This window comes from Nesterenkonia sp. HG001 (assembly GCF_034438835.1).
Classification (GTDB): Bacteria; Actinomycetota; Actinomycetes; order Actinomycetales; family Micrococcaceae; genus Nesterenkonia; species Nesterenkonia xinjiangensis.
Genome location: NZ_JAOSZD010000006.1, coordinates 130613 through 154048 on the forward strand (window position 1 = coordinate 130613; position 23436 = coordinate 154048).

At 70.2% G+C, this 23436-nt stretch carries 20 protein-coding genes; 6 read left to right on the plus strand and 14 right to left on the minus strand.

The features are described from left to right. Nucleotides 1–88 precede the first annotated feature (88 nt). Both ODE13_RS11715 and ODE13_RS11720 read right to left on the minus strand, forming a co-directional pair. Complete coding sequence (locus ODE13_RS11715; RefSeq protein WP_322479439.1) at nucleotides 89–865, minus strand: GNAT family N-acetyltransferase; 777 nt, start codon at nucleotides 863–865, stop codon at nucleotides 89–91. Nucleotides 866–979: 114 nt separating this feature from the next. Beyond that, nucleotides 980–2473, minus strand: a complete 1494-nt coding sequence (locus ODE13_RS11720) for a cytochrome P450 (protein ID WP_322479440.1) — start codon at nucleotides 2471–2473, stop codon at nucleotides 980–982. A 310-nt stretch (nucleotides 2474–2783) separates the two neighbouring features. On the opposite strand from ODE13_RS11720, the gene ODE13_RS11725 reads away from it, so the two are divergent. From ODE13_RS11725 to ODE13_RS11735, 3 genes are read left to right on the plus strand one after another with little or no spacing between them, the layout of a single operon-like run. Then, complete coding sequence (locus ODE13_RS11725; RefSeq protein WP_322479441.1) at nucleotides 2784–4502, plus strand: carbon starvation protein A; 1719 nt, start codon at nucleotides 2784–2786, stop codon at nucleotides 4500–4502. A 10-nt stretch (nucleotides 4503–4512) separates the two neighbouring features. Beyond that, the gene (locus ODE13_RS11730; RefSeq protein WP_322479442.1) at nucleotides 4513–4791 is read left to right on the plus strand and encodes a cory-CC-star protein; all 279 of its coding nucleotides are present in this window, start codon (nucleotides 4513–4515) and stop codon (nucleotides 4789–4791) included. Between the two features lie 46 nt (nucleotides 4792–4837). Further along, nucleotides 4838–5845 carry an ArsA family ATPase gene (locus ODE13_RS11735; protein WP_322479443.1) on the plus strand — a complete coding sequence of 336 codons (1008 nt, stop codon included), beginning with the start codon at nucleotides 4838–4840 and terminating at the stop codon, nucleotides 5843–5845. A 16-nt stretch (nucleotides 5846–5861) separates the two neighbouring features. On the opposite strand, the gene ODE13_RS11740 is transcribed toward ODE13_RS11735, so the two are convergent. Then, a complete protein-coding gene (locus tag ODE13_RS11740; RefSeq protein ID WP_416210677.1) occupies nucleotides 5862–6740 on the minus strand; it encodes an HAD family hydrolase in 879 nt (292 codons plus the stop codon). A gap of 189 nt (nucleotides 6741–6929) precedes the next feature. Here ODE13_RS11740 and ODE13_RS11745 point away from each other — a divergent pair, with 189 nt between their 5' ends. After that, entirely contained in the window at nucleotides 6930–7859 is a 930-nt protein-coding gene (locus tag ODE13_RS11745; protein ID WP_322479444.1) for a galactose mutarotase, read from the plus strand. A gap of 44 nt (nucleotides 7860–7903) precedes the next feature. Here ODE13_RS11745 and ODE13_RS11750 read toward each other — a convergent pair whose 3' ends face one another. After that, entirely contained in the window at nucleotides 7904–9373 is a 1470-nt protein-coding gene (locus ODE13_RS11750; protein WP_322479445.1) for an ROK family transcriptional regulator, read from the minus strand. A 112-nt stretch (nucleotides 9374–9485) separates the two neighbouring features. Between ODE13_RS11750 and xylA the strand changes: the two genes are divergently transcribed. Together xylA and xylB are read left to right on the plus strand one after the other, a co-directional pair. After that, a complete protein-coding gene (gene xylA, locus ODE13_RS11755; protein ID WP_322479446.1) occupies nucleotides 9486–10661 on the plus strand; it encodes a xylose isomerase in 1176 nt (391 codons plus the stop codon). A gap of 37 nt (nucleotides 10662–10698) precedes the next feature. Further along, nucleotides 10699–12159, plus strand: coding sequence for a xylulokinase (xylB, locus tag ODE13_RS11760; protein ID WP_322479447.1), 1461 nt, complete (start codon nucleotides 10699–10701; stop codon nucleotides 12157–12159). A 10-nt stretch (nucleotides 12160–12169) separates the two neighbouring features. On the opposite strand, the gene ODE13_RS11765 is transcribed toward xylB, so the two are convergent. From ODE13_RS11765 to ODE13_RS11810, 10 genes are all read right to left on the minus strand, one after another. Beyond that, complete coding sequence (locus tag ODE13_RS11765) at nucleotides 12170–12670, minus strand: DNA starvation/stationary phase protection protein (protein ID WP_322479448.1); 501 nt, start codon at nucleotides 12668–12670, stop codon at nucleotides 12170–12172. A gap of 107 nt (nucleotides 12671–12777) precedes the next feature. Continuing rightward, entirely contained in the window at nucleotides 12778–15171 is a 2394-nt protein-coding gene (locus ODE13_RS11770) for a beta-glucosidase family protein (RefSeq protein WP_322479449.1), read from the minus strand. A gap of 54 nt (nucleotides 15172–15225) precedes the next feature. After that, on the minus strand, nucleotides 15226–16158 hold the full coding sequence (locus ODE13_RS11775; RefSeq protein WP_416210679.1) for a carbohydrate ABC transporter permease: 933 nt from the start codon (nucleotides 16156–16158) through the stop codon (nucleotides 15226–15228). Continuing rightward, complete coding sequence (locus ODE13_RS11780; RefSeq protein WP_179541534.1) at nucleotides 16155–17072, minus strand: carbohydrate ABC transporter permease; 918 nt, start codon at nucleotides 17070–17072, stop codon at nucleotides 16155–16157. The genes ODE13_RS11775 and ODE13_RS11780 overlap by 4 nt, the downstream gene beginning before the upstream one ends. Nucleotides 17073–17085: 13 nt before the next feature. Continuing rightward, nucleotides 17086–18381, minus strand: a complete 1296-nt coding sequence (locus ODE13_RS11785) for an extracellular solute-binding protein (RefSeq protein WP_322479451.1) — start codon at nucleotides 18379–18381, stop codon at nucleotides 17086–17088. A 354-nt stretch (nucleotides 18382–18735) separates the two neighbouring features. Beyond that, on the minus strand, nucleotides 18736–19437 hold the full coding sequence (locus ODE13_RS11790) for a DUF6226 family protein (protein ID WP_322479452.1): 702 nt from the start codon (nucleotides 19435–19437) through the stop codon (nucleotides 18736–18738). Further along, nucleotides 19365–19736 (minus strand): hypothetical protein, encoded by a 372-nt coding sequence (locus ODE13_RS11795; protein WP_322479453.1) that lies wholly within the window; start codon nucleotides 19734–19736, stop codon nucleotides 19365–19367. The genes ODE13_RS11790 and ODE13_RS11795 overlap by 73 nt, the downstream gene beginning before the upstream one ends. 162 nt (nucleotides 19737–19898) lie before the next feature. Continuing rightward, complete coding sequence (locus ODE13_RS11800) at nucleotides 19899–20840, minus strand: SMP-30/gluconolactonase/LRE family protein (protein WP_322479454.1); 942 nt, start codon at nucleotides 20838–20840, stop codon at nucleotides 19899–19901. After that, on the minus strand, nucleotides 20837–21631 hold the full coding sequence (locus ODE13_RS11805; RefSeq protein WP_416210681.1) for a triose-phosphate isomerase: 795 nt from the start codon (nucleotides 21629–21631) through the stop codon (nucleotides 20837–20839). The genes ODE13_RS11800 and ODE13_RS11805 overlap by 4 nt, the downstream gene beginning before the upstream one ends. Nucleotides 21632–21678: 47 nt before the next feature. Beyond that, complete coding sequence (locus tag ODE13_RS11810) at nucleotides 21679–23400, minus strand: dihydroxyacetone kinase family protein (protein WP_322479456.1); 1722 nt, start codon at nucleotides 23398–23400, stop codon at nucleotides 21679–21681. Nucleotides 23401–23436 lie beyond the last annotated feature (36 nt).

Below are 23436 nucleotides of genomic sequence, written 5' to 3' on the forward strand. Positions count from 1 at the left end.
CGGGTTCCGGTAGAGGTTCGCGAGGAGGTCTGCACACCTCCATCCTGCCGCACCCGACGCCCCGGAGGGGATGGGACCGCGGGCGGGATCAGCCGGCGAGGAACTCCCGCAGCCGTTCCGAACCCTGCACCTGCACGAACCAGTCCGGGCGCACCAGATCCTCGGCGGCCAGCCGGTACTCCTCCTGCCATTCCGCCTGTTCACCGTGCGCATCCGGCACCAACCTCCGCCCGACCACCTGGTAACCCAGCCCGAGCGAGACCCGCCGAGAGCGCTCGTTCCACTCGTAGGCTCCTGAGGTGGCATACGCGGCGCCGAAGTGGTCCACGGCCCAGAGCAGCATGCCGGCGCGCATCTCACGGCCATAGCCGTGTCCCTGCTGATCGGCGCGCAGCCAGCTGCCGGAGGCCACAGTCCGCAGCACCGTCCAGTGCTGCGCCCCACAGTCCTGCATGCCGATCAGCCGCTCTCCGGAGCGCACGACGCCGGCTCCCGCAGACCCAGCCCCGTCCCGTCCGGACCAGCCTGGCCCAGCCCTGTCCAGCCCGCCGTCGTCGTCGGGCTTGAGGAACACTCCAAGCATGAGCGACCAGGATTCCGGACCGACCTTCGCCCGGTGGGACCACACCCACGACAGGGAGGCACGGATCAGCTCCTCAGGGGGCTTGTCGTTCCAGGCGTGGGCGAAGGGATTCCGCTCGGTGTGAGTCACTCCGGAGGTCGCCGCGGCCACGTAGGCGGGGAAGTCATCCTCGCGGAGCACGCGCAGGGCCAGCCGCGGAGTCTCGACGCGCAGCCCGAAGGGCGGCCAGATCTCCTCGAGCGACTGCGCAGGGTCGTCGGTGCGGATGCTGAAGCGTGCCATCACCCCATCCTGCCGCACCCGCACTGCAGAGATCGTCTCTCTGTTGCAGATCGTCGCCGAATCCAGAGACGATCTGCAACAGAGAGACGATCTCTGGGCCCGAACCGGGACGCCTCAGCGCTCAGTGAGCCGGAACTCCAGCGCATACGGGTCCAGCAGCGAGGGCAGCTCCTTCTCCCGCCCCAGGCTGTGCGAGAGCAGATCCACCTCATGGCCCTGCAGCACCCGGGCCAGCATGCTGCTGGTGACCAGCAGCACCAGCTGCCGCCCGGGGCAGATGCCCGTTCCCAAGCTGAACGGCATCAGCGGCCACTCCCCCTGGGCGGGCGAGCCCTCGCGCTGCCCGTCGCGCCGCACCTCATGCTGCGGCTCGTGCTGGCCGCTCTGGGACATCCGCTCCTCCCAGATCTCCGGGGCGAAGCGGTGCGCGAAGTCCAGCCTGCGCTCGTCGCGGTGGAAGAACGGGGCGAAGATCAGCACCGAGACGCCGGCGGGCATGATCCCGTGCTCGAACTCCACCTCCATGGTGGTCTCCCGCAGAATCAGCGGGGTGGTGGGCCACAGTCGCAGCGCCTCCAGGACGGTGGCGCGCAGCAGCTCCAGCGTCGGGGCGTCCTCGCCGGACTCATCCTTCAGCTGGATCCGCGCAGTGCGCAGCCGGGCCGGATGGGAGGCCAGCAGCGCCAAGGCACGGAACGTGGCCATTCCGGCGGGGTCGAAGGCGAAGAGCCACTGCGGCACCTGGTGAGCGGGCTTGCCGCCGTCGGCGTCGAACTCTCCCGGCGCACCTTGCGCGTGGACCTCGGACATGACGGCGGCCAGGCTCCCGGGTTCCGCGCGGTCCAGGGCGTCCTGGATGCGGGAGAGGAACTCCTCGCGGGCCTCCTCGTCCACCGGCCGCAGGAAGGCCAGGTTCCCGCGCTGCCGCAGGTCGTCCAGCAGCGCGGTGAACTCCTCATCCTCACGGGCGGAGTCACCCATCACCAGGCGACGCACGATCCGGAACCAGGTCCTGCTGAACCGCTCCCAGTCCAGGGCGCCCCCGTCGTCGTCGATCTCGGCGAGCATCTGATCGGTCTCCTCGTGGACCACCGGCAGGAACACCTCCGCCATCCGGTGCACGGGGTGGTCCGGATCCAGCACCATCTCATTGAGATGACGACGCACCGCACGGTCCCCGCCGTGGGAGATCAAGGAGACACCCGGCTGGAAATGCTGCAGAGCACGCCGCTTCAGCGTCTCCGCAGCGGCGAAGGGCTCAGGCGTCTGGTCCAGGATCCGGTGGACATGGTCCGGATCCAGCACCAGCGCCAGCGGCCGTCCGGGCAGCGGCACCAGCAGCGGTCCCCGTCCGTACTTCTCGGAGAGCGCCTGCACCCGACGGACGGCACGGGCCTCCAGATCGAGGCGTTCGACGGCGGCCACGACCCCTGGCCGCCGGACGATCGGGCCTTTGGCCGCCATCGGGGCGAGCACGTCACGCAGGATCAGTGCGGTCTCGGCGCGCGTCGCCCTCGGCAGCGGGTTCTGCACAGAGTTGGGCATGCTCGGAGCTGGGTGAGTGCGGGCGCGGGTCTGATGGCCGGGTGCGGGGGTCTGCTGGGTCATCTCGGGCACCTCTCTCGCGGGGTCGGTGTCACAGGTCGGTCTCCGAAAACCGGCGTCCTCCTCGCCGTCCAGCCTAGAGAGGAGGACGCGCTCTCTCCAGGCCCCCGGCCCGAGAACCTCCTGCTGCTGGGCTCCTGCGGCCACCAGACCGCCACGTGGCGGCAAGTCCTGCGACGCCGCTCACGACCCGCCGCTGATCAGGACCGATGAGTCTGGGTGATGCGCGTCTCACGCGAGTACCATGACAGGCATCACTGGCATCACGTCCCGGGGGGCTCAACGTGGAGTCCGCCCGAGAGAGAGGGAGATCATGGACGGACCCAACTCACTGCTCCTAGCCGTCATCGGAGTGACACTGATGCTGGCCGGGTACTTCCTGTACTCGAAGTTCCTCGCCAAGAAGGTCTACAAGGTCAACGCCGAGTTCAAGACCCCGGCGCACCAGTTCGACGACGGCGTGGACTTCGTCCCGACGAACCGGTACATCCTCTGGGGCCACCACTTCACCTCGGTGGCCGGGGCCGCCCCGATCGTGGGGCCCGCAATCGCCGTCATCTGGGGCTGGCTGCCGGCCGTGCTGTGGGTGACCATCGGCACGGTGTTCATCGCCGGCATGCATGACTTCGGCGCTCTGTGGTCCTCCACCCGCAACAAGGGCCAGTCAATCGGCACGCTCTCCGGCCGCTACATCGGCCCGCGCGGGCGCAACCTCTTCCTGGTGGTCGTCTTCCTGCTGCTGCTGATGGTGGTTGCGGCCTTCGCCGTCGTCATCTCCGGGCTGCTGGTGGCTCAGCCGGGCGCGGTGATTCCCACCTGGGGCACGCTCATCGTCGCGGTGCTGGTGGGTCAGGCGATCTATCGGCTCCGCTGGAACCTGCTGGCGGTGACGCTGGCCGGGGTGGCGGCGCTCTACGCCCTGATCATCCTCGGCGACAGGTTCCCGGTGGTGCTGCCGGAGCAGGTGCTGGGCATGACCCCGGAGGGCTTCTGGATCGTGGCGCTGTTCGTCTACGCGGGCATCGCCTCCCTGCTGCCCGTGTGGGTGCTGCTGCAGCCGCGGGACTTCATCAACGGGATCCAGCTGTTCATCGGCCTGATCATCGTCTATGGCGCGGTGCTGATCGCGACGCCGACCGTGGTCGCCCCCGCCTTCAACCAGAACGTCCCGGAGGGCACACCGTCCCTGGTCCCCCTGCTGTTCGTGACCATCGCCTGCGGTGCGATCTCCGGCTTCCACGGCACCGTGGCCACCGGCACCACCTCCAAGCAGCTCGACCGGGAGACCGACGCCCGCTTCGTCGGCTACTTCGGAGCCGTCGGCGAGGGCCTGCTGGCCCTGGGCGCGATCATCGCGACCACCGCGGGCTTCCAGACGCTGGCCCAGTGGGAGGAGGTCTACGAGTCCTTCGGCTCCGGCGGGGTGCCGGCCTTCGTCGAGGGCGGCGCGAACATCGTCAACACCGGCCTGGGCATCCCGGCAGGGCTCTCGGCCACCATCCTGGCCACCATGGCGGTGCTCTTCGCCGCGACCACCATGGACACCGGGGTGCGCCTGATGCGCTTCGTGGTCCAGGAGATCGGCGAGCTGGCGAAGGTCCGGATCAACATCATCGCCGCCACGGCTGTCGTGCTGGTCATCGGCGTCGCGCTGACCTTCTCGCAGGGCGCGGACGGATCCGGGGGCATGCTGATCTGGCCGCTGTTCGGCACCACCAACCAGCTGTTGGCCGCGCTGACCATGTCCATCATCGTGGTGATGCTCATCCGCAAGGACCGGCCGTTCCTGCCGGTGCTGATCCCCATGGTGTTCGTGCTGGTCATGAGCATCTACGCCGCACTGGTGCAGCTGGTCAGCTTCTTCCGCGACGCGGAATGGCTGCTGCTCAGCATCGACGTGGTGATCATCGTCGCCGCCGTCTGGGTGCTGGTGGAGGCCGTCATCGCCATGGGTCAGGCTCATCGCGGGGCGAAGGAGCCGGAGGACGACGTCGCCCTCAGCGACGACGAGAAGCTGCCCCTGGACCGCTGAGCGCAGACCGGTGAGCCTCCTGGCACAGCTGCGAGCGCGGATCCGGCAGGTTGACGCCGGCCTGCGTGAGTTCTACGTGGCCCCCTATCGGCGCACGTTCGCACGCGCCCGGCGGGACGAGGAGGACCTGTTCATGATGCTGGTCCTCTCCGAGGCCCTCGGCGTGCCGAACCCCGCCGCCGGGGCCACTCTGGAGCTGCTGCCTGAGATGCTGGACCGCATGCACCAGTGGCATGTGCGGATGGGGATGGACCGGTCCCCGTTCGAGGAGCACATGCGCTGCTGCTGAGGGGTGCCGCTCATCGCCGTTCACACTGGGAGGAAGGGACCGCCCGATGCTGCTCGATCTCGCCCGGGACCGCCGCGTGCTCTTCGTCGGCGGCAAGGGCGGAGTGGGCAAGACCGCCGTCGCCTCCGCAGTGGGCCTGCACCGGGCTCAGCGGGGCGCCCGGGTCCTGGTGGTCTCCACCGACCCCGCGCACAATCTTGGCCATCTGTGGGCGCGCCCGGTGGGCGACAGGATCCTCACGCTGTGGCAGGACGACTCCGGCCCGGCTGCGCCCCGACGAGCATGTCTGTCCGGGGTCGAGATAGACCCCGACGCCACGACCTCCGCCCACTTGGAAGAGGTGGGCGCGACGCTGCGCAGCATGATGCCGGATCATCTGCAGGGCGAGGTGGACAAGCACCTGCAGCTCGCGGCCCGCTCCCCCGGGACCCATGAGGCAGCCGTCCTGGAACGGATCGCCACCCTGCTGCAGGAGCACGGCGGGGAGGACGACGACGCGTTCGACCTGATCGTCTTCGACACCGCCCCCTCCGGACACACGGCCCGGCTGATGGCCTTGCCGGAGATCATGACGGCCTGGACCTCGGCGCTTCTGGACCGGCGCACCCGCGCGGAGCGCTTCGGAGCGGCGGTGCGTGCCTTAGATGCCGACGACGCCCCCGACGGCTCCTCGCAGGCGGCCCGCGACCGGCGCATCCGGCAGGTGCTCACCCGCCGTCAGGCGCGCTTCGAGGCCATGCGTCAAGTGCTCACCGACGCCGAGCGGTGCAGCTTCGTGATCGTGCTGACCGCCGAGAGGCTGCCGGTGCTGGAATCTGTGGAGCTCCACGCCCAGCTGGTCGACACCGGGGTCGACGTCGGCGGGTTCGTGGTCAACCGGCTCTCGCCGCACGACGCCGGGGACTTCCTGGCTCGGCGTCGAGACCAGGAGGAGGGCCATCTGGCGGAGCTGTCGCGGCTGGTGCCGGGCGCACGCCTGGACACGCTGCCGCTGCTGGGCGGGGACCTGGTGGGCCAGGAGGCGCTGCAGCGCCTCGGCGCCCAGCTGCGCTGACGCCGCCGCGCGTCCCTCAGTCCGCGAGGATGCTGGTGAGCACGTCCACCAGGCCGTCCTCGTCCACGTGGCCGGTGACTTCGTCGGCCACGGCCTTGACCTCCTCGGGCGCCTGGCCCATCGCCACGCCGCGGCCGGCCCAGGCGAGCATCTCGATGTCGTTGCGCCCGTCTCCGCAGGCCACGGTCACCTCGATCGGCGCGGCGATCTTCTCGCGCAGCGCCTCCAAGGAGGAGGCCTTGGTGACCCCGGCGGCGGCGATGTCCAGCCAGGCGGACCAGCCCACGGAGTAGGTGACGCCCTGCAGGCCGATGCTGGCCACCGCGGCGGTGAACTCCTCGGAGGTGGCGTCGTCGGAGTTGACCACCAGGCGCACCGCCTCCGCGTGCCGCATCTTGTGCAGGCTGGTGCCCTCGGCCCACAGGCCGAAGGACATGTCCTGGAACCGTTCGGTGGAGAGGAAGGTCCCGGCAGAGGTCTCGATCGCGTACTTCGCGTTGGGCAGCCGGCGCTGCAGCGCGTCCAGGGCGGGCGCCGGGTCGAAGACGCGCCGATCGAGGACCTCGTAGCCGTCCTCCAGCTCGAGGTCGATCCGGACCGTGACCCCGCCGTTGCTGCACACCGCGTAGCCATGGGTGACGCCGATCATCTCGATGATCGGCAGCGTCGCCGGCAGGGAACGTCCGGTGGAGACCACGACGGTGTGACCATCGGCCACCACGGCGCGTCCGGCCACACGAACGGCCTCGGACATGTGACCATCATGGTTGACCAATGTGCCGTCGACGTCGAGGCAGACCATCGCCTTGCCCTGCTGATGGGCGAAGGCTCCTCCCCGGCCCGCGGCCGGGAGGGAGAAGTCGGTGGTGTCGTCAGTCCGGATGCTTGAGTTCATATCGCTGCCTGTAATGTCTCGAGTGTGGTCCATCTCCTGATGTGGCATCTTTCCGCTCACGGGGGAATGGTCCATTATGCCGGATCGTGACAGTGCAGGCAGAATGAGGGATGAACGCATGAGGGACGTCGGGTGACGTCTCGCCGCGGAAGGTCGGTCCAGCACCGGCCGAGGACCACGGGAGGACATATGGACGAGTCACGAAGCAGCGTGACGATCACCGGCGGCGGCTATGTCGCGGAGATCGGCCTGCGGGGCGGGCAGCTGCTGAGCCTGCGCCATGAACAGGACGAGCTGGTGGTGCCGGCTGCGCAGGCTGAGGGCTCCTACGCCGGGGCGGTGCTCGCCCCGTGGCCCAACCGCATCGCGGGGGCCACCTATGTCCACGACGAGACCCTCTACGAGCTCCCGGACCCCGAGGAGGGGACCGGCGCCGCGCTGCACGGCCTCCTGCGCCATGCGGACTTCGAGATCGTCAGGCAGGATGACTCCGAAGTCGAGCTGACCACCCTCCTGGAGGCCTCCGAGGGCTACCCCTTCGCCCTCGAGTTCGTGCTCTTCTACCGGGTCTCCTCCGACATCGGCCTGGCCGCCACGCTGATGGCCCGCCAGCCCGAGGAGACCACCACGGAAGAGGGCGTGGACGCCTTCCAGGCGGCCAATGCCGCTCCGGCGCCCTACGGCGTCGGCTTCCACCCCTATCTGCGGGCCGGATCGGCCCCGCTGGACGAGTGCCGGCTGAGACTGCCCGCACGCACTGTGGCGACCACAGAGGCCACCGGGAAGGTCACCGGACGGAAGAGCGTCTCCGGGGATCTGGACCTCAGCAACGGCCCGCTGCTGGTGGGCCGCACGATCGACCACGCCTACACGGACCTCCCGGAGGAGGGCTGGACCGCGGAGCTGGTCCACGGACCCTCGGGCTTCGTGGTGCGGATGATCGCCGACACCCCCTGGGTCCAGGTCTACACCGGCGAGCAGCTGGACCGCGCCGGGGTCGCCGTGGAGCCGATGACCTGCCCGCCGGACGCGTTCAACTCCGGAGAGGACGTCATCTACCTCGCCCCGGGCCAGTGGCACCGGGTGGGGTACAGCATCGAGGTCCGACACCGCGACTGAGCGGCCTCACGCCCGGCCGCCCTCACCCTCGGCCGACCCCAGGCTCAACCGGCCTCGGGCACCCAGCGCAGCGGGTCGTCCACCACTGCGCGCAGCGCGCGCAGCGCCCCACCTGTGGTGGCCGGGGCCACCCCGGTGGTGGTCTCCCGCACGCGGAAGCGGCTCCATCGGGCGGCCAGCACGCGCTGACGCAGCTCCTGCTCGATGCGGGGTCGCAGCAGGTCCGCCAGCGGTCCGAACTCTCCACCGAGGACGATGTCGTCGACGTCGAGCAGGTTCACCGCGCCGGAGAGCGCGACGCCGAGCGCCCACCCGGCGCGGTCGATCGCCTGACGCGCCCGCTCACCGGGCTCGTCCTCCCATTCGGTGAGCGAGACGAGCTCTTCGGCGGAGGCGGCCGGCTCCAGACCTGCCGCCTCGAGAAGGGCGCCCTTGCCGGCGAAGACCTCGAGGCAGCCGGAGGCGCCGCAGCGGCACTGCGGGCCGCCGGGCTCCACCGCGACATGGCCGATCTCTCCGGCCCAGCCGCGCGGGCCGGCGTCGACGATTCCGTCGATCACCACGGCGGCACCGATGCCCATCTGTGCGGAGACGTAGAAGAAGGTCTGCTCGCCCTCCTCGTGGGCGCTGAACTCCTGGGCGGCCGCCAGTGCGGAGAGCTTGGCCTCATTGGCCACCACGAAGAAGTCACCGAACCCGCCCAACCTCGGGCTCCCCTCGGGCAGTTCCGCCAGCTGCTCCGGACCGCCGAGCGATCGGCACATCATCTGCGGGACGTCGACGTCGCGCCAGCCCAGGTTGGGGGCCAGCATGAGGCGGTCCTCCTCGGCGGTGACCAGGCCGGGCAGAGCCATGACGGTGCCGACCACGCGGGCGCCGGCCTCGGAGGCCTGGCGGGCCACACGCAGAGCCAGCAGACCGATCTGCGGGAGCACCTCCGCCGGGTCGGAGGCGCTGAAGTCTCCTTCGATGATCTCCTCGGCGAGCACGCTGCCGGTGAGGTCGATGACCCGGGCGGCCATGAAGTCCACGTTGATCTCCACCCCGAGGCCCGCCAGAGTGCAGCGGGCGGGGTGCAGCGGCACGGCGGGGCGTCCGCGGGTGCCGCCCACGATCGGCGAGCCCTCACGTACGATGCCGGCGGCGAGCAGGTCGTCCACCAGGCGGGAGACGGTGGAGCGGGTCATCCCGGTGCGGATGGAGAGGTCGGCACGGGAGAGCGACTCCGCGGCGGAGAAGATCTCCTCGGTGATGAGCAGCAGGTTGGACTCGCGCAGGGTCTCCTGGCGGGCCCCGGGACGCTGAGCCTGGTGGTGGGGCGGACGTTCGCGGCGGCCGACGCCGCCCTCGGAGGTTCCCTGCTGAGGGCCGCCGTTGAGGCCGCGGCTGATGCCGCGCCGCCCCAGCCGCGCGATGGGCCCGGGGCCGATGCCTCCGAGTCGGCCACCGAGCGCGATGCCGGGGCCGTAGGCAGTGCCTTCCGGCTGTGCTGGGCTGCGAGTCGGATCCGTCACGGACTTGATCTTAGCCTCCAAAGCATTTATGTTTCATCTAGATACAAAATCGACACGGGGCGGATCGTCCCACCCACCCTACGCGCACGCCCCTTTCCCTCAGGAGGACCATATGGCCACGCCCCACGACACCAGATTCTCCTTCGGCCTCTGGACCGTCGGATGGACCGCCCAGGATCAGTTCGGCTCGGCCTCCCGCCCGGCCTTCGAACCGTGGGAGTACCTGCCCAAGCTCAAGGAGGCGGGTGCCGACGGTGTGACGTTCCACGACGACGACGTCGCCCCCTTCGGCACCGACGAGGCCGAGCGTGAGAAGTGGTTCACCCGCTTCAAGGAGGTCGCCGACGAGGTGGGCCTGACCGTGGAGATGCTCACCACCAACACCTTCGGCCACCCGGTGTTCAAGGACGGCGGCCTGACCTCCAACGACCGCTCGATCCGCCGCTTCGGCCTGCGCAAGCTGCTGCGCAACGTGGACCGCGCCGCCGAGTTCGGCGCCGAGACCTTCGTGATGTGGGGCGGGCGCGAGGGCTCGGAGTACGACAACGCCAAGGACCTCCACGCCGCCCACCAGCGCTATGCGGAGGGCGTCGACACGGTGGCCGCCTACATCAAGGAGAAGGGCTACGACCTGCGTATCGCCCTGGAGCCCAAGCCCAACGAGCCCCGCGGCGACATCTTCCTGCCCACCATCGGCCACGCGCTGGGATTCATCGCAGAACTCGAGCACGGCGACATCGTCGGCCTCAACCCGGAGACGGGTCACGAGCAGATGGCCGGGCTGAACTTCACCCACGGCATCGCACAGGCGCTGTGGGCCGGGAAGCTGTTCCACATCGACCTCAACGGCCAGCGCTCCATCAAGTACGACCAGGACCTGGTCTTCGGCCACGGGGACCTGATCAGCGCCTTCTTCACGATCGATCTGCTGACCAACGGCTTCCCCAACGGCGGCCCCCGCTACGACGGCTGGCTGCACTTCGACTACAAGCCCTCGCGCACGGACCACGTGGACGGGATCTGGGACTCCGCGCGGGCCAACATCGAGATGGTCACCATGCTCTCCGAGAAGGCCACGGCCTACCGCCAGGACCCCAAGGTGCAGGAGGCCTTCAGGACCTCAGGCATCTTCGAGCTGGGCGAGTCGACCCTGGCCGAGGGAGAGTCGATCAGCGACCTGCTCGCCGACCGGTCCGCCTACGAGGACTTCGACCCTGAGGCCGCCGCCGAGCGGAACTTCGGCTTCGTGCGACTCAACCAGTTGGCGCTGAAGCACCTGATCGGCTGACGCTGCGCTCTACACTGGCCGTGACACGTCACCCCTGATGAAGGAGACCTCGGTGCCCACCCTCGTGGCCGGAATCGATTCCTCGACCCAGTCCTGCAAGGTCATCATCCGCGACGCCGAGACCGGCGCCCAGGTGCGGAGCGGCTCGGCCAAGCACCCTGAGGGCTCCGAGGTGGCGCCCTCCGCCTGGTGGGACGCCCTGCTCACGGCACTGGAGCAGGCCGGCGGGCTCGACGACGTCGCCGCCGCCGCGGTGGGCGGCCAGCAGCACGGCATGGTGGTCCTCGACGCCGACGGGGAGGTCATCCGTGAGGCCCTCCTGTGGAACGACACCCGCAGCGCCGACGCCGCGGCGGCGCTGATCGAGGAGCTGGGCGGCGGCGTCGAGGGCGCCGCCGCCTGGACCTCGCTGACCGGCTCGGTGCCGGTGGCGTCACTGACAGTGACCAAGCTGCGCTGGCTCGCCGACGCCGAGCCGGAGAACGCCCGGCGGGTGGCCGCCGTCGCCCTGCCCCATGACTGGCTGACCTGGCGGCTCTCCGGATCCACGGAGCTGAGTGAGCTGACCACCGACCGCTCCGACGCCTCCGGCACCGGGTACTACGACCCCGCCGCCGGCGAGTACAGATACGACCTGCTCGCCCGCGCGCTGCGGATCACCGAGCAGCAGGCCCGACGGATCGTGCTTCCCCGAGTGGTGGCGCCCCACGCGCAGGCCGGCACCGGGGACGCCTCCCGCGGATGGGGCCAGCTGGTCCTCGGCCCCGGCGCCGGGGACAACGCCGCCGCCGCACTCGGTCTGGGCATGGGCCGCGGAGACGTGGCCATCAGCATCGGCACCTCCGGGGTGGTCTCGGCGGTCTCCCGGCAGCCGATCCAGGATCCCACCGGCATGGTCACCGGCTTCGCCGACGCCACCGGCCAGTTCCTGCCGCTGGCGGTCACGCTCAACGGCTCGAGGGTCCTGGACGGGGCCGCGCAGATGCTCGGCGTCGACCATGACGGGCTGGCCGAGCTCGCGCTGGCCGCAGAGCCGAGCGCCCACGGGCTGACCCTGGTGCCCTACCTGGAGGGCGAGCGCACCCCGAACCTGCCCCGGGCCACCGGCTCGTTCATCGGGCTCTCGCTGGCCTCCATGAACCCGCAGGACGTCGCCCGCGCCGCCGTCGAAGGCCTGCTGTGCGGACTCGCGGACGGCCTGGAGGCGATGACCGCCCGCGGCGTTCCGGTGGAGTCGATCAAGCTGATCGGTGGGGCCGCGCGCTCGGCGGCCGTGCAGCAGATCGCTCCGGCGGTGCTGGGCCGCGAGGTGCAGGTCCCAGAACCGGGCGAGTATGTGGCCGACGGCGCGGCGCGGCAGGCCGCTTGGGTGCTCTCCGAAGGCCAGCATCCGCCGTCGTGGACCACCTCCGAGGTCCGCACCTTCACCGCGGAGCCGACCCCGCATGTGCGCGAGGCCTACGCGGCCCGGCGCGGTCTCATCGCCGAACGCGGCTGACGCCGCAGGGTCAGGACCCGGTGCGCTCCAAGTGGGAGCGGATGAACCACTGGAACAGCTCGAGCTCCTTGACCTGCCCGATCAGCATGTCCTCGGTGATGGGATCCACCTGTCCGGCCTTGGCCAGGACGTCGCGGTGGTCCTCGATGACACCGGTGTAGACCTTGTCCAGCTCGGCCAGGTGCACCAGGGAGTCCGCCTTGCCGAGCGGGTAGTCCTCCCAGTGCCGCCTCGCGACCAGCTCGCCGGTGCGGCCGCTGGGAGACCCGCCGAGGGTGGCGATCCGTTCGGCGGCCTCGTCCACGAACCCGCGTACCACCTCCACCTGGGGATCGAGCATCTCGTGGACGGCGATGAAGTGCGGCCCGGTCACGTTCCAGTGGACGTGCTTCAGAGCCAGCTGCAGGTCGTTCAACGCGTGGAGCCGGGTCTGCAGGAGCCCGGCGATCTCATGCCCGTTCTCCTGGGCCAGGCCCGGCACGGTGTAGTCGGAGTACTGCTCGTCAGACATGGGGAGCTCCTTTCACGGCGGGCCGGAGGCCCGCTCATCGACTGCTCGTACCCGCATCCTATGCCCGGCGCCCCGAGGTCGGACAAGCTCACACATCCCTCCCCGGCTCAGCTTACGCTGGCGGGGGTGGTCAGCACCCGGGCTCCGGTGATCTCCCGAATCTCGCCGCTGAGCCTCACCGTGGCCTCCAGAGGCAGGTCCCCGACGGAGGGGCCGGCCCAGAAGTCGATGCGCCCGGGCTCGACGATCCGCCGCAGCTCCACCCCGGTGAAGGAGAACCGGTCCGCGTGGACCTGGAAGCTGACCTCTCGGGTCTCCCCCGGCTGCAGGACCGCTCGGGCGTAGCCCAGCAGCTGCCGCACCGGGCGGGCCACCTGGGCCACTGGGTCGCCGAAGTAGAGCTGGACGACCTCGTCCACCGGACGGTCCCCGGTGTTGGCCACGGTGACGGTGGCCTCCACGGTGCCGTCCACGGCGATCTCCTCGGCCGAGAGACGCAGCCCTCGGTACTCCACCCGGCTGTAGCTCAGCCCGTGGCCGAAGGGGTACAGCGGGGTCGGGTCCAGGTTGGAGACGCCCTGGCTGTTCTGGCCGAGCGGTGCCGCGAGGTAGCCGGCCGGCTGGCCGCCCGGGTGCACCGGCACCCCGATCGGCAGACGGCCGACCGGCTCGATCTCCCCACTCAGCAGCGAGGCCAGCGCAGGGCCGCCCTCCTCTCCGGGGAAGAAGGCCTGGACGACGGCGGCACAGCGCTCGGCCAGCCCACCCAGCGCGTAGGGCCGGCCGGAGACCACCACGAGCACCACCGGCGTGCCGGAGCGCTCACCAGCCTCCAGCACGGCCTCCACGAGCTCCTGCTGAGCTCCGGGCAGGCGCAGGTCCTCGACGTCGCATCCCTCGCCCGAGGTGCCGGCGCCGAACATGCCGGCCAGGTCGCCCACGGTGACCACGGCCAGGTCCGCGGCGGCCGCCTGCTCCGCAGCATCGGCGATGCCGCTGGTGTCATGCTCCACGATGGGGGCGCCGGGGCTGTAGGTGATCTCGGCGCCGTCGTAGGTCTCGCGCAGGGCCGTGAGGATGCTGGGCATCGGCACGCCGATGCCCTGGTGGGGGAAGGTTCCGGCAGGGTACTTGGCCAGCACATGGTTGGGGAAGGAGTAGCAGCCCATCATGGTGCGCGGCTCGTCGGCGGAGGCGCCGATGACGGCGACCCGCTTCCCCGCTAGCGCCTCGGCGGGTGCGGGCAGCACGCCGTCGTTCTTCAGCAGCACCAGCGAGCGCGCGGCGACTCTGCGTGCCAGGGCGCGGTTGGCCGCGGAGTCCAGATCCACGGCCTCATCGATCTGCGGCTCCCAGCTCTCCCCTTCGCCGGCGTCGAGCATCCCGAGCTGCACCTTCTGCCGCAGCACCCGGCGGACGGAGCGGTCGATGACGGCCTCCTCGAGGTGCCCGTCGCGGACCTGCTGGGCCAGGGTGCGGTAGCCGCCGGTGTGCGGCAGCTCGACGTCCAGCCCGGCGGTGACGGCCAGCCGGGCGGCCTCGGCCTGGTCCTCGGCCACGCGGTGCATCCGCTCCAGGAAGGCGACCGACCAGTAGTCGGCCACCACGGTGCCGGTGAAGCCCCACCGATCGCGCAGCACCTCGGTGAGCAGCCACGGGGAGGCGGCCGGCGCCTCCCCGTCGATGTCGGCGTAGGAGTTCATCACGGAGCCGACACGGCCCTCGCGGACAGCCATCTCGAAGGGGGCGAGGATCAGGTCCTCGAGCTCGCGGCGGCCGATGTGCACCGGGGCATGGTTGCGTGCCGCCCGGGATGCGGCATAGCCGGCGAAGTGCTTCAACGTGGCGATGACCCCGCCGGACTGCAGCCCCTTCACGTAGGCGGTGCCCAGGGTGCCGACCACATAGGGGTCCTCACCGATGGTCTCCTCGACACGTCCCCAGCGGGCGTCACGGACGACGTCGAGCACTGGAGAGAGCCCCTGCTGGGCGCCGACGGCGGCCATGTCCCGGCCGATGGCGGCGGCCATCTCCTCGATCAGCTCCGGGTCGAAGGTCGCACCCCAGGCCAGGGATGTCGGGTAGACGGTGGCCTGGTAGGCGGTGAAGCCGGTCAGGCACTCCTCGTGGGCGAGCGCAGGGATGCCGAACCGATTCGCGGAGATGATCGCGGCCTGCCGCTCCCGCAGATCCTTCGCACCGTCGGCCACCGAGACCGCCACCGTGCCATAGGTGCGAGTCAGCTGCCCCTCGCCGTCGACGATCTCCTGGGCGAAGGGCAGCTTCCCCGCGGACATGGCGTCCTCCATGGGCGCCACCTCTCCCTGAGCCTCGGTGTCCTCGCGCATCTCCCAGTGCGATCCCAGCTGGGAGACCTTCTCCTCGAGGGTCATCTGCGCCAGCAGCGCCTCGACCCGCTCGGCGACCGGCAGCGAGACATCGTTCCAGGGTCCGGTGACCCGGTCCACGGCGGGGGCGTTCTGAGTGGTCACGTCGCTCATGGGAGCTCCTTCACGAAGGTCGTCGTCGAGATCGAGGGGGACGGGAGGATCAGGTCACTTGCCGAAGCCAGCGGTCAGACCGGCCACGATGTACCGGCGGCCCAGGATGTAGGCCACCAGCAGCGGCACAGCGGAGAGCACGACGGCGGCCAGTGTGGCGGGCACGTCGATGGCGAACTGGCCCTGGTACTCCCACAGGGACAGCGGCAGCACGCGCACGTCCCGGCTCTGAGTGAGGATCAGCGGGAACAGGAACCCGTTCCACACCTGCAGGGCCTGATAGATCCCTACCGTCATCAGCGCGGGGATGGACATCGGCACCACGAGGTTCCACAGGATCTTCCACTCCCCGGCTCCGTCCACGCGCATCGACTCGAACAGCTCCGCCGGGATGTCCCGGACGAAGTTGACGATGATCAGCACGCTCAGCGGGATCGCGAAGGCGATCTGCGGCAGGATCAGCGCCCACAGGGTGTCATAGAGACCCAGCTGCCGGATCAGGTAGTAGACGGGGATGATCGTGGCCTGCACCGGGATGGCGATGCCCAGCAGGATCACGCTGAACAGCCGCTGCCCGCCGGCGCTGATCGACCGCACGATGTAGTACGAGGCCATCAGCGAGACCGCCAGCACCACGGCCACGGTGGACAGGGTGACGATCACCGAGTTGAGGAAGAAGTGGAAGAAGTCGTTCTCGATGACCCGGACGAAGTTGCCCAGGGTGGGCTCCGCCGAGGGCACCAGCGGGTTCGACTGCGCCAGGTCGGTCCGGTCACGGAACGCGGTGATGACGATGAAGTAGATCGGCAGGATGATCACGGCCAGCCAGAGCCAACCGGAGATGCCTGCCAGGACGTTTGGCCGCTCGGTGGGCTTGCGCGCCTTCCGGCCGTTCGGGCTCGGCCGCCCGGCGGGGGTGATGACCTTCTCGGCGGCGCGTTCGGGGGTCTTCCCCGGGCCTGTCTTCACAGTGTCGGTGCTCATCACATACCTGCCTTGTCGCTCTCCATGCGGCTGGATCCGGAGATCTTGTTCAGCCCCAGGGAGAGGGTCAGTCCGACGGCGACCAGGATCACAGCGATCACCGAGGCGCCGCCCATGTCGAAGTTGCGGAATCCGGTGATGTACATGTCCAGCGGCAGGATGCGGGTGGCGCTGCCGGGTCCGCCCTGGGTCAGCACGAACACCAGGTCGAAGTAGGTCAGCGAGCCGACCAGCATCAGCGTGGATGAGGTGATGGCGGTGTAGCGCAGCTGGGGCAGCGTGATGGAGAGGAATTGCCGCACCCGGCCGGCGCCGTCGATGGTGGCCGCCTCGTAGAGGGAGGCCGGGATCTGCCGCACACCCGCTTGGTAGAGCAGCGAGTGGAACGGCACGAAGCACCATCCGACCACGAAGATCACCACGTAGAGTGCGATGTCCGGGTTGCCGAGCCACTGGGCGGGCAGCCAGTCGAAGGGGAGGGCCGTGCTGATCCCATAGTTCGGGCTGAACAGCGCCTGGAAGGTCAGGCCGACCGCCACCGAGGAGAACAGCAGCGGCAGGAAGAACAGCACCGACAGCAGGGCCCGGTACTTCTGCGCGCCGGCCATGAAGACGCCGAGCAGCAGGGCGACCGGCGCCTGGAAGACGAACGAGACGACCACGAAGACGAAGGTCAGCCACAGAGCGTTCTGCGTGTGGTCGCGCTCGAGGATCCGGAACCAGTTGTCCAATCCGGCGAAGCTGGGGGCGCCGAGGCCGTCCCAGCTCATGAAGGACAGGATCACCACGCCGGCGAGCGGGACGAGGGCGAAGATGCCGAAGAACAGGACCGCGGGCAGCGCCATCAGGAACGAAGGTCCCTTCTGGCGCCGCCCGGCTGTCCCGCCTCGGCGGACGGGGGAAACGGTCTGAGTCATGGTGCTCTCGGGCTCAGTCCTGGTAGGCGTTCATGTTCTCGGCGAACTCCTCGGGGGTGATGGTCCCCAGGAGGATGTTCTCCAGGTTCTCCATCAGCGGCTGGGCGACCTCAGGAGCCACCGCCTGGTCCCAGGAGAGCTGGAAGTGGTTCGCCCCGGCGACGAGCTCATCGGCGAACTGCAGGAAGTCGGCGTCCTCGGTCTCGGCGATGACGTCGTCGATGTCGTTCAGCGGGGGCAGGCCGCCGCCTTCGACCATGGTCTGCACAGTCTCCTCGTTGTAGAGGTGCTCGGTGATGTAGTCGAGGGCGACCTGCTGCTCCTCCTCGGAGGAGTCGGCGGAGACCGACCAGAAGTTGGCCGGGTTGCCCACGATGTTGCTGGGATCCCCGGCGCCGTCCTCCAGGACGGGGAACTCGGCGAAGCCGAAGTCGCCGGACTCCGCGAAGTCGGGGAAGTCCGAGTGCACGGTGGCGTAGACCCAGGAGCCCTGCAGCAGCATGGCGGCCTCGCCGTCGGCGAGCAGGCGGGCGTCCTCGTTCTGGCCGGCGTCCACACCGGTGAAGGTGTCGGCATCGAAGCCGCCCTCAGTGGCCAGCTCCTGGATGGTCTCCAGGGCGAACAGGATGGACTCCTCGCTCCAGGCTCCGGCCTCGCCGTCGACGACGGCCTGGAAGACCTCCTCACCGCCGTGACGGTCGGTGAGGTACTGCAGCCACATCAGCGCCGGCCAGACGGAGCCGCCTGCCACGGAGAACGGGGTGATGTCATTCTCGTTGAAGACCTCGATGGCCTCTTCGACGTCGGACCAGTCCTGCGGGACCTCGAGGTCGACCTGGTCGAAGAGCTCCTGGTTGTAGTACATGACCACAGGCTGGACATCGTTCATCGGCACCGCGTACTGGGCGCCCTCGACCTCCCCGTTCTGCCAGACAGACTCGTGGATCCGGGACTCGAGCTCGCCGACCTCGTCGGTGAGGTCCACCACGCGGTCCTGGGCGACGTACTCGTTCAGCGCGCCGCCCGTCCACGACATGATCAGGGTGGGTGCCTCACCGGAACCGACCACGGTGCGGATGCGCTCCTTGTAGGCGTCGTTCTCGAACTCCTCGACGGAGATCTGCTGGCCGTCCTCGGCCTGTTCGTTCCAGCGCTCGAGGTCCTCGTCGATGGTGGGCCAGCCGCCGCCGGTGAGGATCCAGGCGTCGGCATCGGCGGCGTCGTCGCCGCCTCCGCAGGCGGACAGGGCCAGCAGGGAGGTGACCGCGACGCCGGCGGTGGCGATGCGGATCGGAGGTCTGTGGGTCATGGGTGGTCCTTTCTCAACGGTGCGAGGTGGTGCAGGGCCGGGAGAGCGTCGCTGGTGCCTCGACGGACGCCGCAGAGGGCGCCTCCCGGGAGTGATCCCCATTTCGTCTTTCCGCAAGACTAAATAGCGTACAAGAGGGTGTCAAGCGCCACAGGTCACAGCAGGAGACGGGGCAGGAGATGGAGCAGGCGGCGGCCGTCGGCGCGAAGGATCGCGCTCTCACAATGGGGCACGGAATCCGATGCTCTCGGAGGCAGAACCGGCACCCACCGCAGATCGTCTCTCTATTGCGGATCGTCTCTGGATTCAGCGACGATCCGCAATAGAGAGACGATCTTCAGAGGAGAGGGTCATTCAGCCGCGCCACCACGGCTCCCCGCGCAGCACCTCGCACCCTCGTGGGGCCTGCCCCGCCCGGGCGTCGTCGAGGACCCGGCTGATGTCCCGCGGAATCCCGAGCCCGCTGGCACGCGCCCCGCTCGGGGTGCCCCAGGCGACCCAGCGGCGCCTGCCCCGCCCGCCCCTGACGTGCACCATTCCACCGACCACGGTGAGGATCTGCTGATCGAGCGCCGCAAGCAGATCCGCAGAACCGGAGTCGCAGGCGTCGCAGCCGCAGTCCGGCACCCAGTCCAGCAGCACCGGCCCGGAGCCTCCGCGGGGGTCACCCATCCCGACGGCGACGACGGCCTCCGCGACGCCCTCCAGGGCACCGGCCACCAGGATCAGCGGCTGGGCATCCGCCCGCCGAGGCACGACGGCGCGCGCCCGCGGATGCTCCGACTGGAAGGTCCACGACGTCGGTACAGCGGCCGACTCGGCATCGCCCAGGCCGAGACGTTCCAGGGCACGTTCCCAGGCACGGGCCCTTGCCCCCACGATGCGGTGCCGTGCGGGCTCGCTGACCCGCGAATAGGCGTCCTCGGGCGCATCGCGTCCGGGCAGAAGCCGCTGCGGATACGGGTCGTCCCAGGTGATCTCACTCAGCGGGTCGGCGCGGAATTCCTCGTCGACGGCGGCGAGGACGTCGTCGCGCGTGGTGTCCTGACCGCGCACTCGGACGCCCTTCCGACACCGACCTGCCGGTTGTGCTGCCAGGAGATCAGAAGGGCTGGTCCGGCCAGGAGCAGGAATAGCGCCGGGATGATGATCGGGTGGAAGGAGAAACTGGCGTAGGTCGCTCCGCCTCCTATGAGTGCCCCGCCTGCCCCGGTCAGCACGACGACGCCGGAGGGCTTGTGTGTGGGATAGCCGATCCAGGGCAGTCGCTCGGCAGGATTGGCGCGCGCCAGGCGCAGGGTCTGGTGGATCACCAGGGCACCGCCGCAGAGTGCGGCCAGGATTCCGAACAGCATGCGTTCAGCCGACCAGGGAGGATGCCGGCTGCGCAACATCTGACGCCGCAACCCGCACCACCGCAACTCGGCAACACAGCCCGCAGATCGTCTCTCTATTGCGGATCGTCTCTGGATTCAGCGACGATCCGCAATAGAGAGACGATCTCTGGAGGGGGATGCTCAGCCGCGCCAGGCGGCGTCGCGGACTCTCACTCGCTGGTGATACAGCCCACTCGTGGCCGCGATGTACAGGTCCATCCCGTCAGGACCGCCGAAGCACAGGTTCGCCACCACCTCTGGGACCGGCAGGTGCCCCAGGTGCTGCCCCGACGGCGAGTACAGGTGGACCCCGTCCCCGGCGGAACTCCAGATCCGGCCGGCCTCGTCCACGCGGATCCCGTCCGGGACGCCGTCGGCGATCTCGAAGAGCGTCCGCCCCTGCCCGCACCGCACCGCGCGGCCGGTCCGGGCCGCGCCGCCGTCGCGGATCACCGGGTAGGCGCGCACATGGTGCGGATTCCCCTCTCCCGGTTTCCGGGCGGCGAGGGTGTCGCTGACGTAGAGCACCGACTCGTCCGGGGAGAACGCCAGCCCGTTGGGATCACCCATGTCGGTGATCATCGGCTCGGCCAGCCCGGTGTCCGAGTCCACTCGGAACACATGGCAGCCGCCGTACTCCATCTCCCCGGGGTGGCCCTCCTCCGGGTTGACGATCCCGTACGGCGGGTCGGTGAACCAGACGGCCCCATCGGAGGCGACGACGACGTCGTTGGGCGAGTTGAAGCGGCCCTCCGCCCAGCGCTCCACCACCGGGGTGACCACGGCGCCCTCCTCCCCGGCGACTTCGACCTCCACCCGTCGGAGGCCGTGGGAGCACTGCACCACCGCGCCGTCGGGCCGCAGGGTGCGGCCATTGGTGAACTCCACACCGTCGCGATGGACGGTGGTCTCTCCGGTGCCCGGGTCATACTGCAGGATGCGGTCACCAGGGATGTCGGACCAGCGCACGACGCCGGCGTCGGGCACCCAGCAGGGCCCTTCGGACCAGGTGGCGCCGTCGCCGACCTGGCGCAGCGTGGAGTGGGGCTCGAGCAGGTCTTCAAGTCTCAGCGTCGAGGTCATTCCCTCAGCCTGCCATGGGCGCCGCGGACATGGGAGGCCCCGATTTCCAGCAGCTCCAGATACCCGTCCAGCTCCCAGGCCGCGCGGCCGACGAACAGCCCGTCCACCCCGGGGATCCCCAGCAGCTCAGCCGCATTGTCCTGGTTCACCGAGCCACCGTAGAGCACTGCCTCCACCTGGGCGCCGTAGACCCGCTCCAGCGCGGCGAAGGGTTCGGCGAGCTCCTCCACAGTGGCAGGCCGGCCCTGCTCGCCGATGGCCCAGATCGGTTCATAGGCCAGCAGCACCCGAGCCAGCTGGGCGGAGTCCAGGCCGGCGAGCGCCCCGCGGGCCTGGGCGAGGATGAATTCCTCGGCCTCCCCGGCCTCACGGACCTCGAGGGGCTCGCCGACGCACAGCAGCGGCTGCAGCCCGTGGTCCAGCACGGTCCGGACCTTCAGCCGGGTGGTCTCCACAGTTTCGCCGAAGTGCTCGCGCCGCTCGGAGTGGCCGATCTCGACCAGCCGGGCTCCGGCGTCGGCGGCCTGCGGCACGGAGATCTCACCGGTCCAGGCGCCGGACTCCTCCCAGTGGGCGTTCTGCGCGCCCAGGATCACCTGCGTCTCCACACCGCGCCGCTCCCCCACGCCGCGCCGCTCCCCCAGGCCGCGCAGCTCCTCGGCGACGACGGAGAGGGCAGTGTGCGGTGGGATGATGAAGGCCTGCACACCGTCGGTCAGCTCCGGCCGGGCGAGGATCGCCTCGGCCAGCCCTCCGGCGTAGTCGCGGGCCTCGGCGAGGGTCTTGGTCATCTTCCAGCTGGTGCCGATCCAGCACGAGGACCTCGTCCCGATCCCCATCAGCGCGCACCCAGACGGGCGGCGACGTCGGCAGCGAGCATCCCGAAGGAGACCGCCCCCGGATCCGGCGTGCCCCGGGACTTCTCTCCCAGCACTCGGGAGCGGCCCAGGCGCGCGGTGAGATCGGCAGTGGCGGCGGCGGCCTGCTGGGCGGTCGAGGCGGCCTGCTGCGCGGCGGACCCGAGGTGGGCGTCGCGCGCGAACGCCTCGGCGAGGGCCTGCGCATAGGGGGTGGCGGCGTCCATCATGGTCTTGTCGCCGGGCTGCGCTCCGCCCAACCGGGCCACGGCGGCGACCGCGGCGCCGAGGGCCTCCACGATCTCGGCGTCGCTCGGAGCGGCGTCGTCACGCAGCGCACCTCCGGCGGCGGTCAGCGCGGCACCCCACAGGGCCCCCGAGGTGCCGCCGGCGGACTCGGCCCAGGCGGATCCGGCATGCACCAGCAGGGTGCGCACCCCGGCGCCGCCATCGCGCGCCCGACGGGCGGCGGTCACCGCACCGCCGGTGCCCAGCCGCATACCCTGCCCGTGGTCACCGTCACCGGCAACGGCGTCCATGCGGCCCAGCTCCTCCTCATGGGCGGCGCAGGTGGCCTCGAAGCTCTCCAGCAGCCGCAGCGCCTCCCCGGCACAGGCCTGGGACTCGGCGGCGGCGGCCGGGATCTCCTCCGTCCCGGGTGCATAGAGGTCCGTGCGAGCGGGGGCCTCGTCACTGGGGCCGACGACGGCGCCGCCGCGGCGGTACGCGGGGGTGTCCACCGGGGCGAGCCAGTGGCGTTCGAGCTCCTCGTCCAGCAGCACCAGGGTCAGCGAGAGCCCGGACATGTCCAAGCTGGTGACGAACTCGCCCACCTCGGGGCGGACCACGGTGAGTCCGGCGTCGTCCAGGCGCTCGGCGACCCGGCGGTGCACCACGAAAAGCTCTTCGTACTTCACCGTGCCCAGCCCGTTGAGGAGCATCGCCACGCGGCCGGTGTGCTGCTCGGGCAGCTCGGCGAGCAGCCCGTCGACCAGCAGGTCGGCGACCTCGTCGGCGGTGCCCAGCGGGCGGTCCTCCACCCCGGGTTCGCCGTGGATGCCCAGCCCCACGCCCATGGTTCCGGGCTCCACGTGGAACAGCGCCTCCTCGGCCCCGGGGAGGGTGCAGCCGTCGAAGGCCACGCCCAGGGAGCGGGTGGCGTCGTTGGCCTTGCGGGCGATGCGCTCGGCCTCATCCAGATCGGCCCCGGCCTCGATGGCCGCGCCGGTGATCTTGAAGACCGGCAGGTCCCCGGCGATGCCGCGCCGGGTGAGCCGCTGGTCGACAGGCCCGGAGGCGACGTCGTCGGTGACTGCGACGATGCGCACGTCGACGCCCTCGGCGCGGAGCTTCTCCGCCGCGGCGCCGAAGTGGAGCACGTCCCCGGCGTAGTTCCCGAAGCCCAGGATCACCCCTCCCCCGTTGTCCGCGTTGCGGGCCACCGCGTGCACCTGCGACGCCGAGGGGGAGGCGAAGATGTTCCCGCAGGGGGCCCCGTGACCCATCCCCGGGCCCACCCATCCGGCGAAGGCCGGATAGTGTCCGGAGCCGCCCCCGATCACCAGGGCGGGCTGGCCCTGCGGGGTCTGCCGGGCACGGACCACTCCTCCATGGACCGGCATCACATGGTCGGGGTGGGCGGCGACGAAACCCGCCAGGGCCTCGGCCGCGAAGGCCGATGGAGCGTTGATCAGGTGAGTCATCAGGTGTCCTCGTCTCAAGTTCTCTGGTGCAGGGTC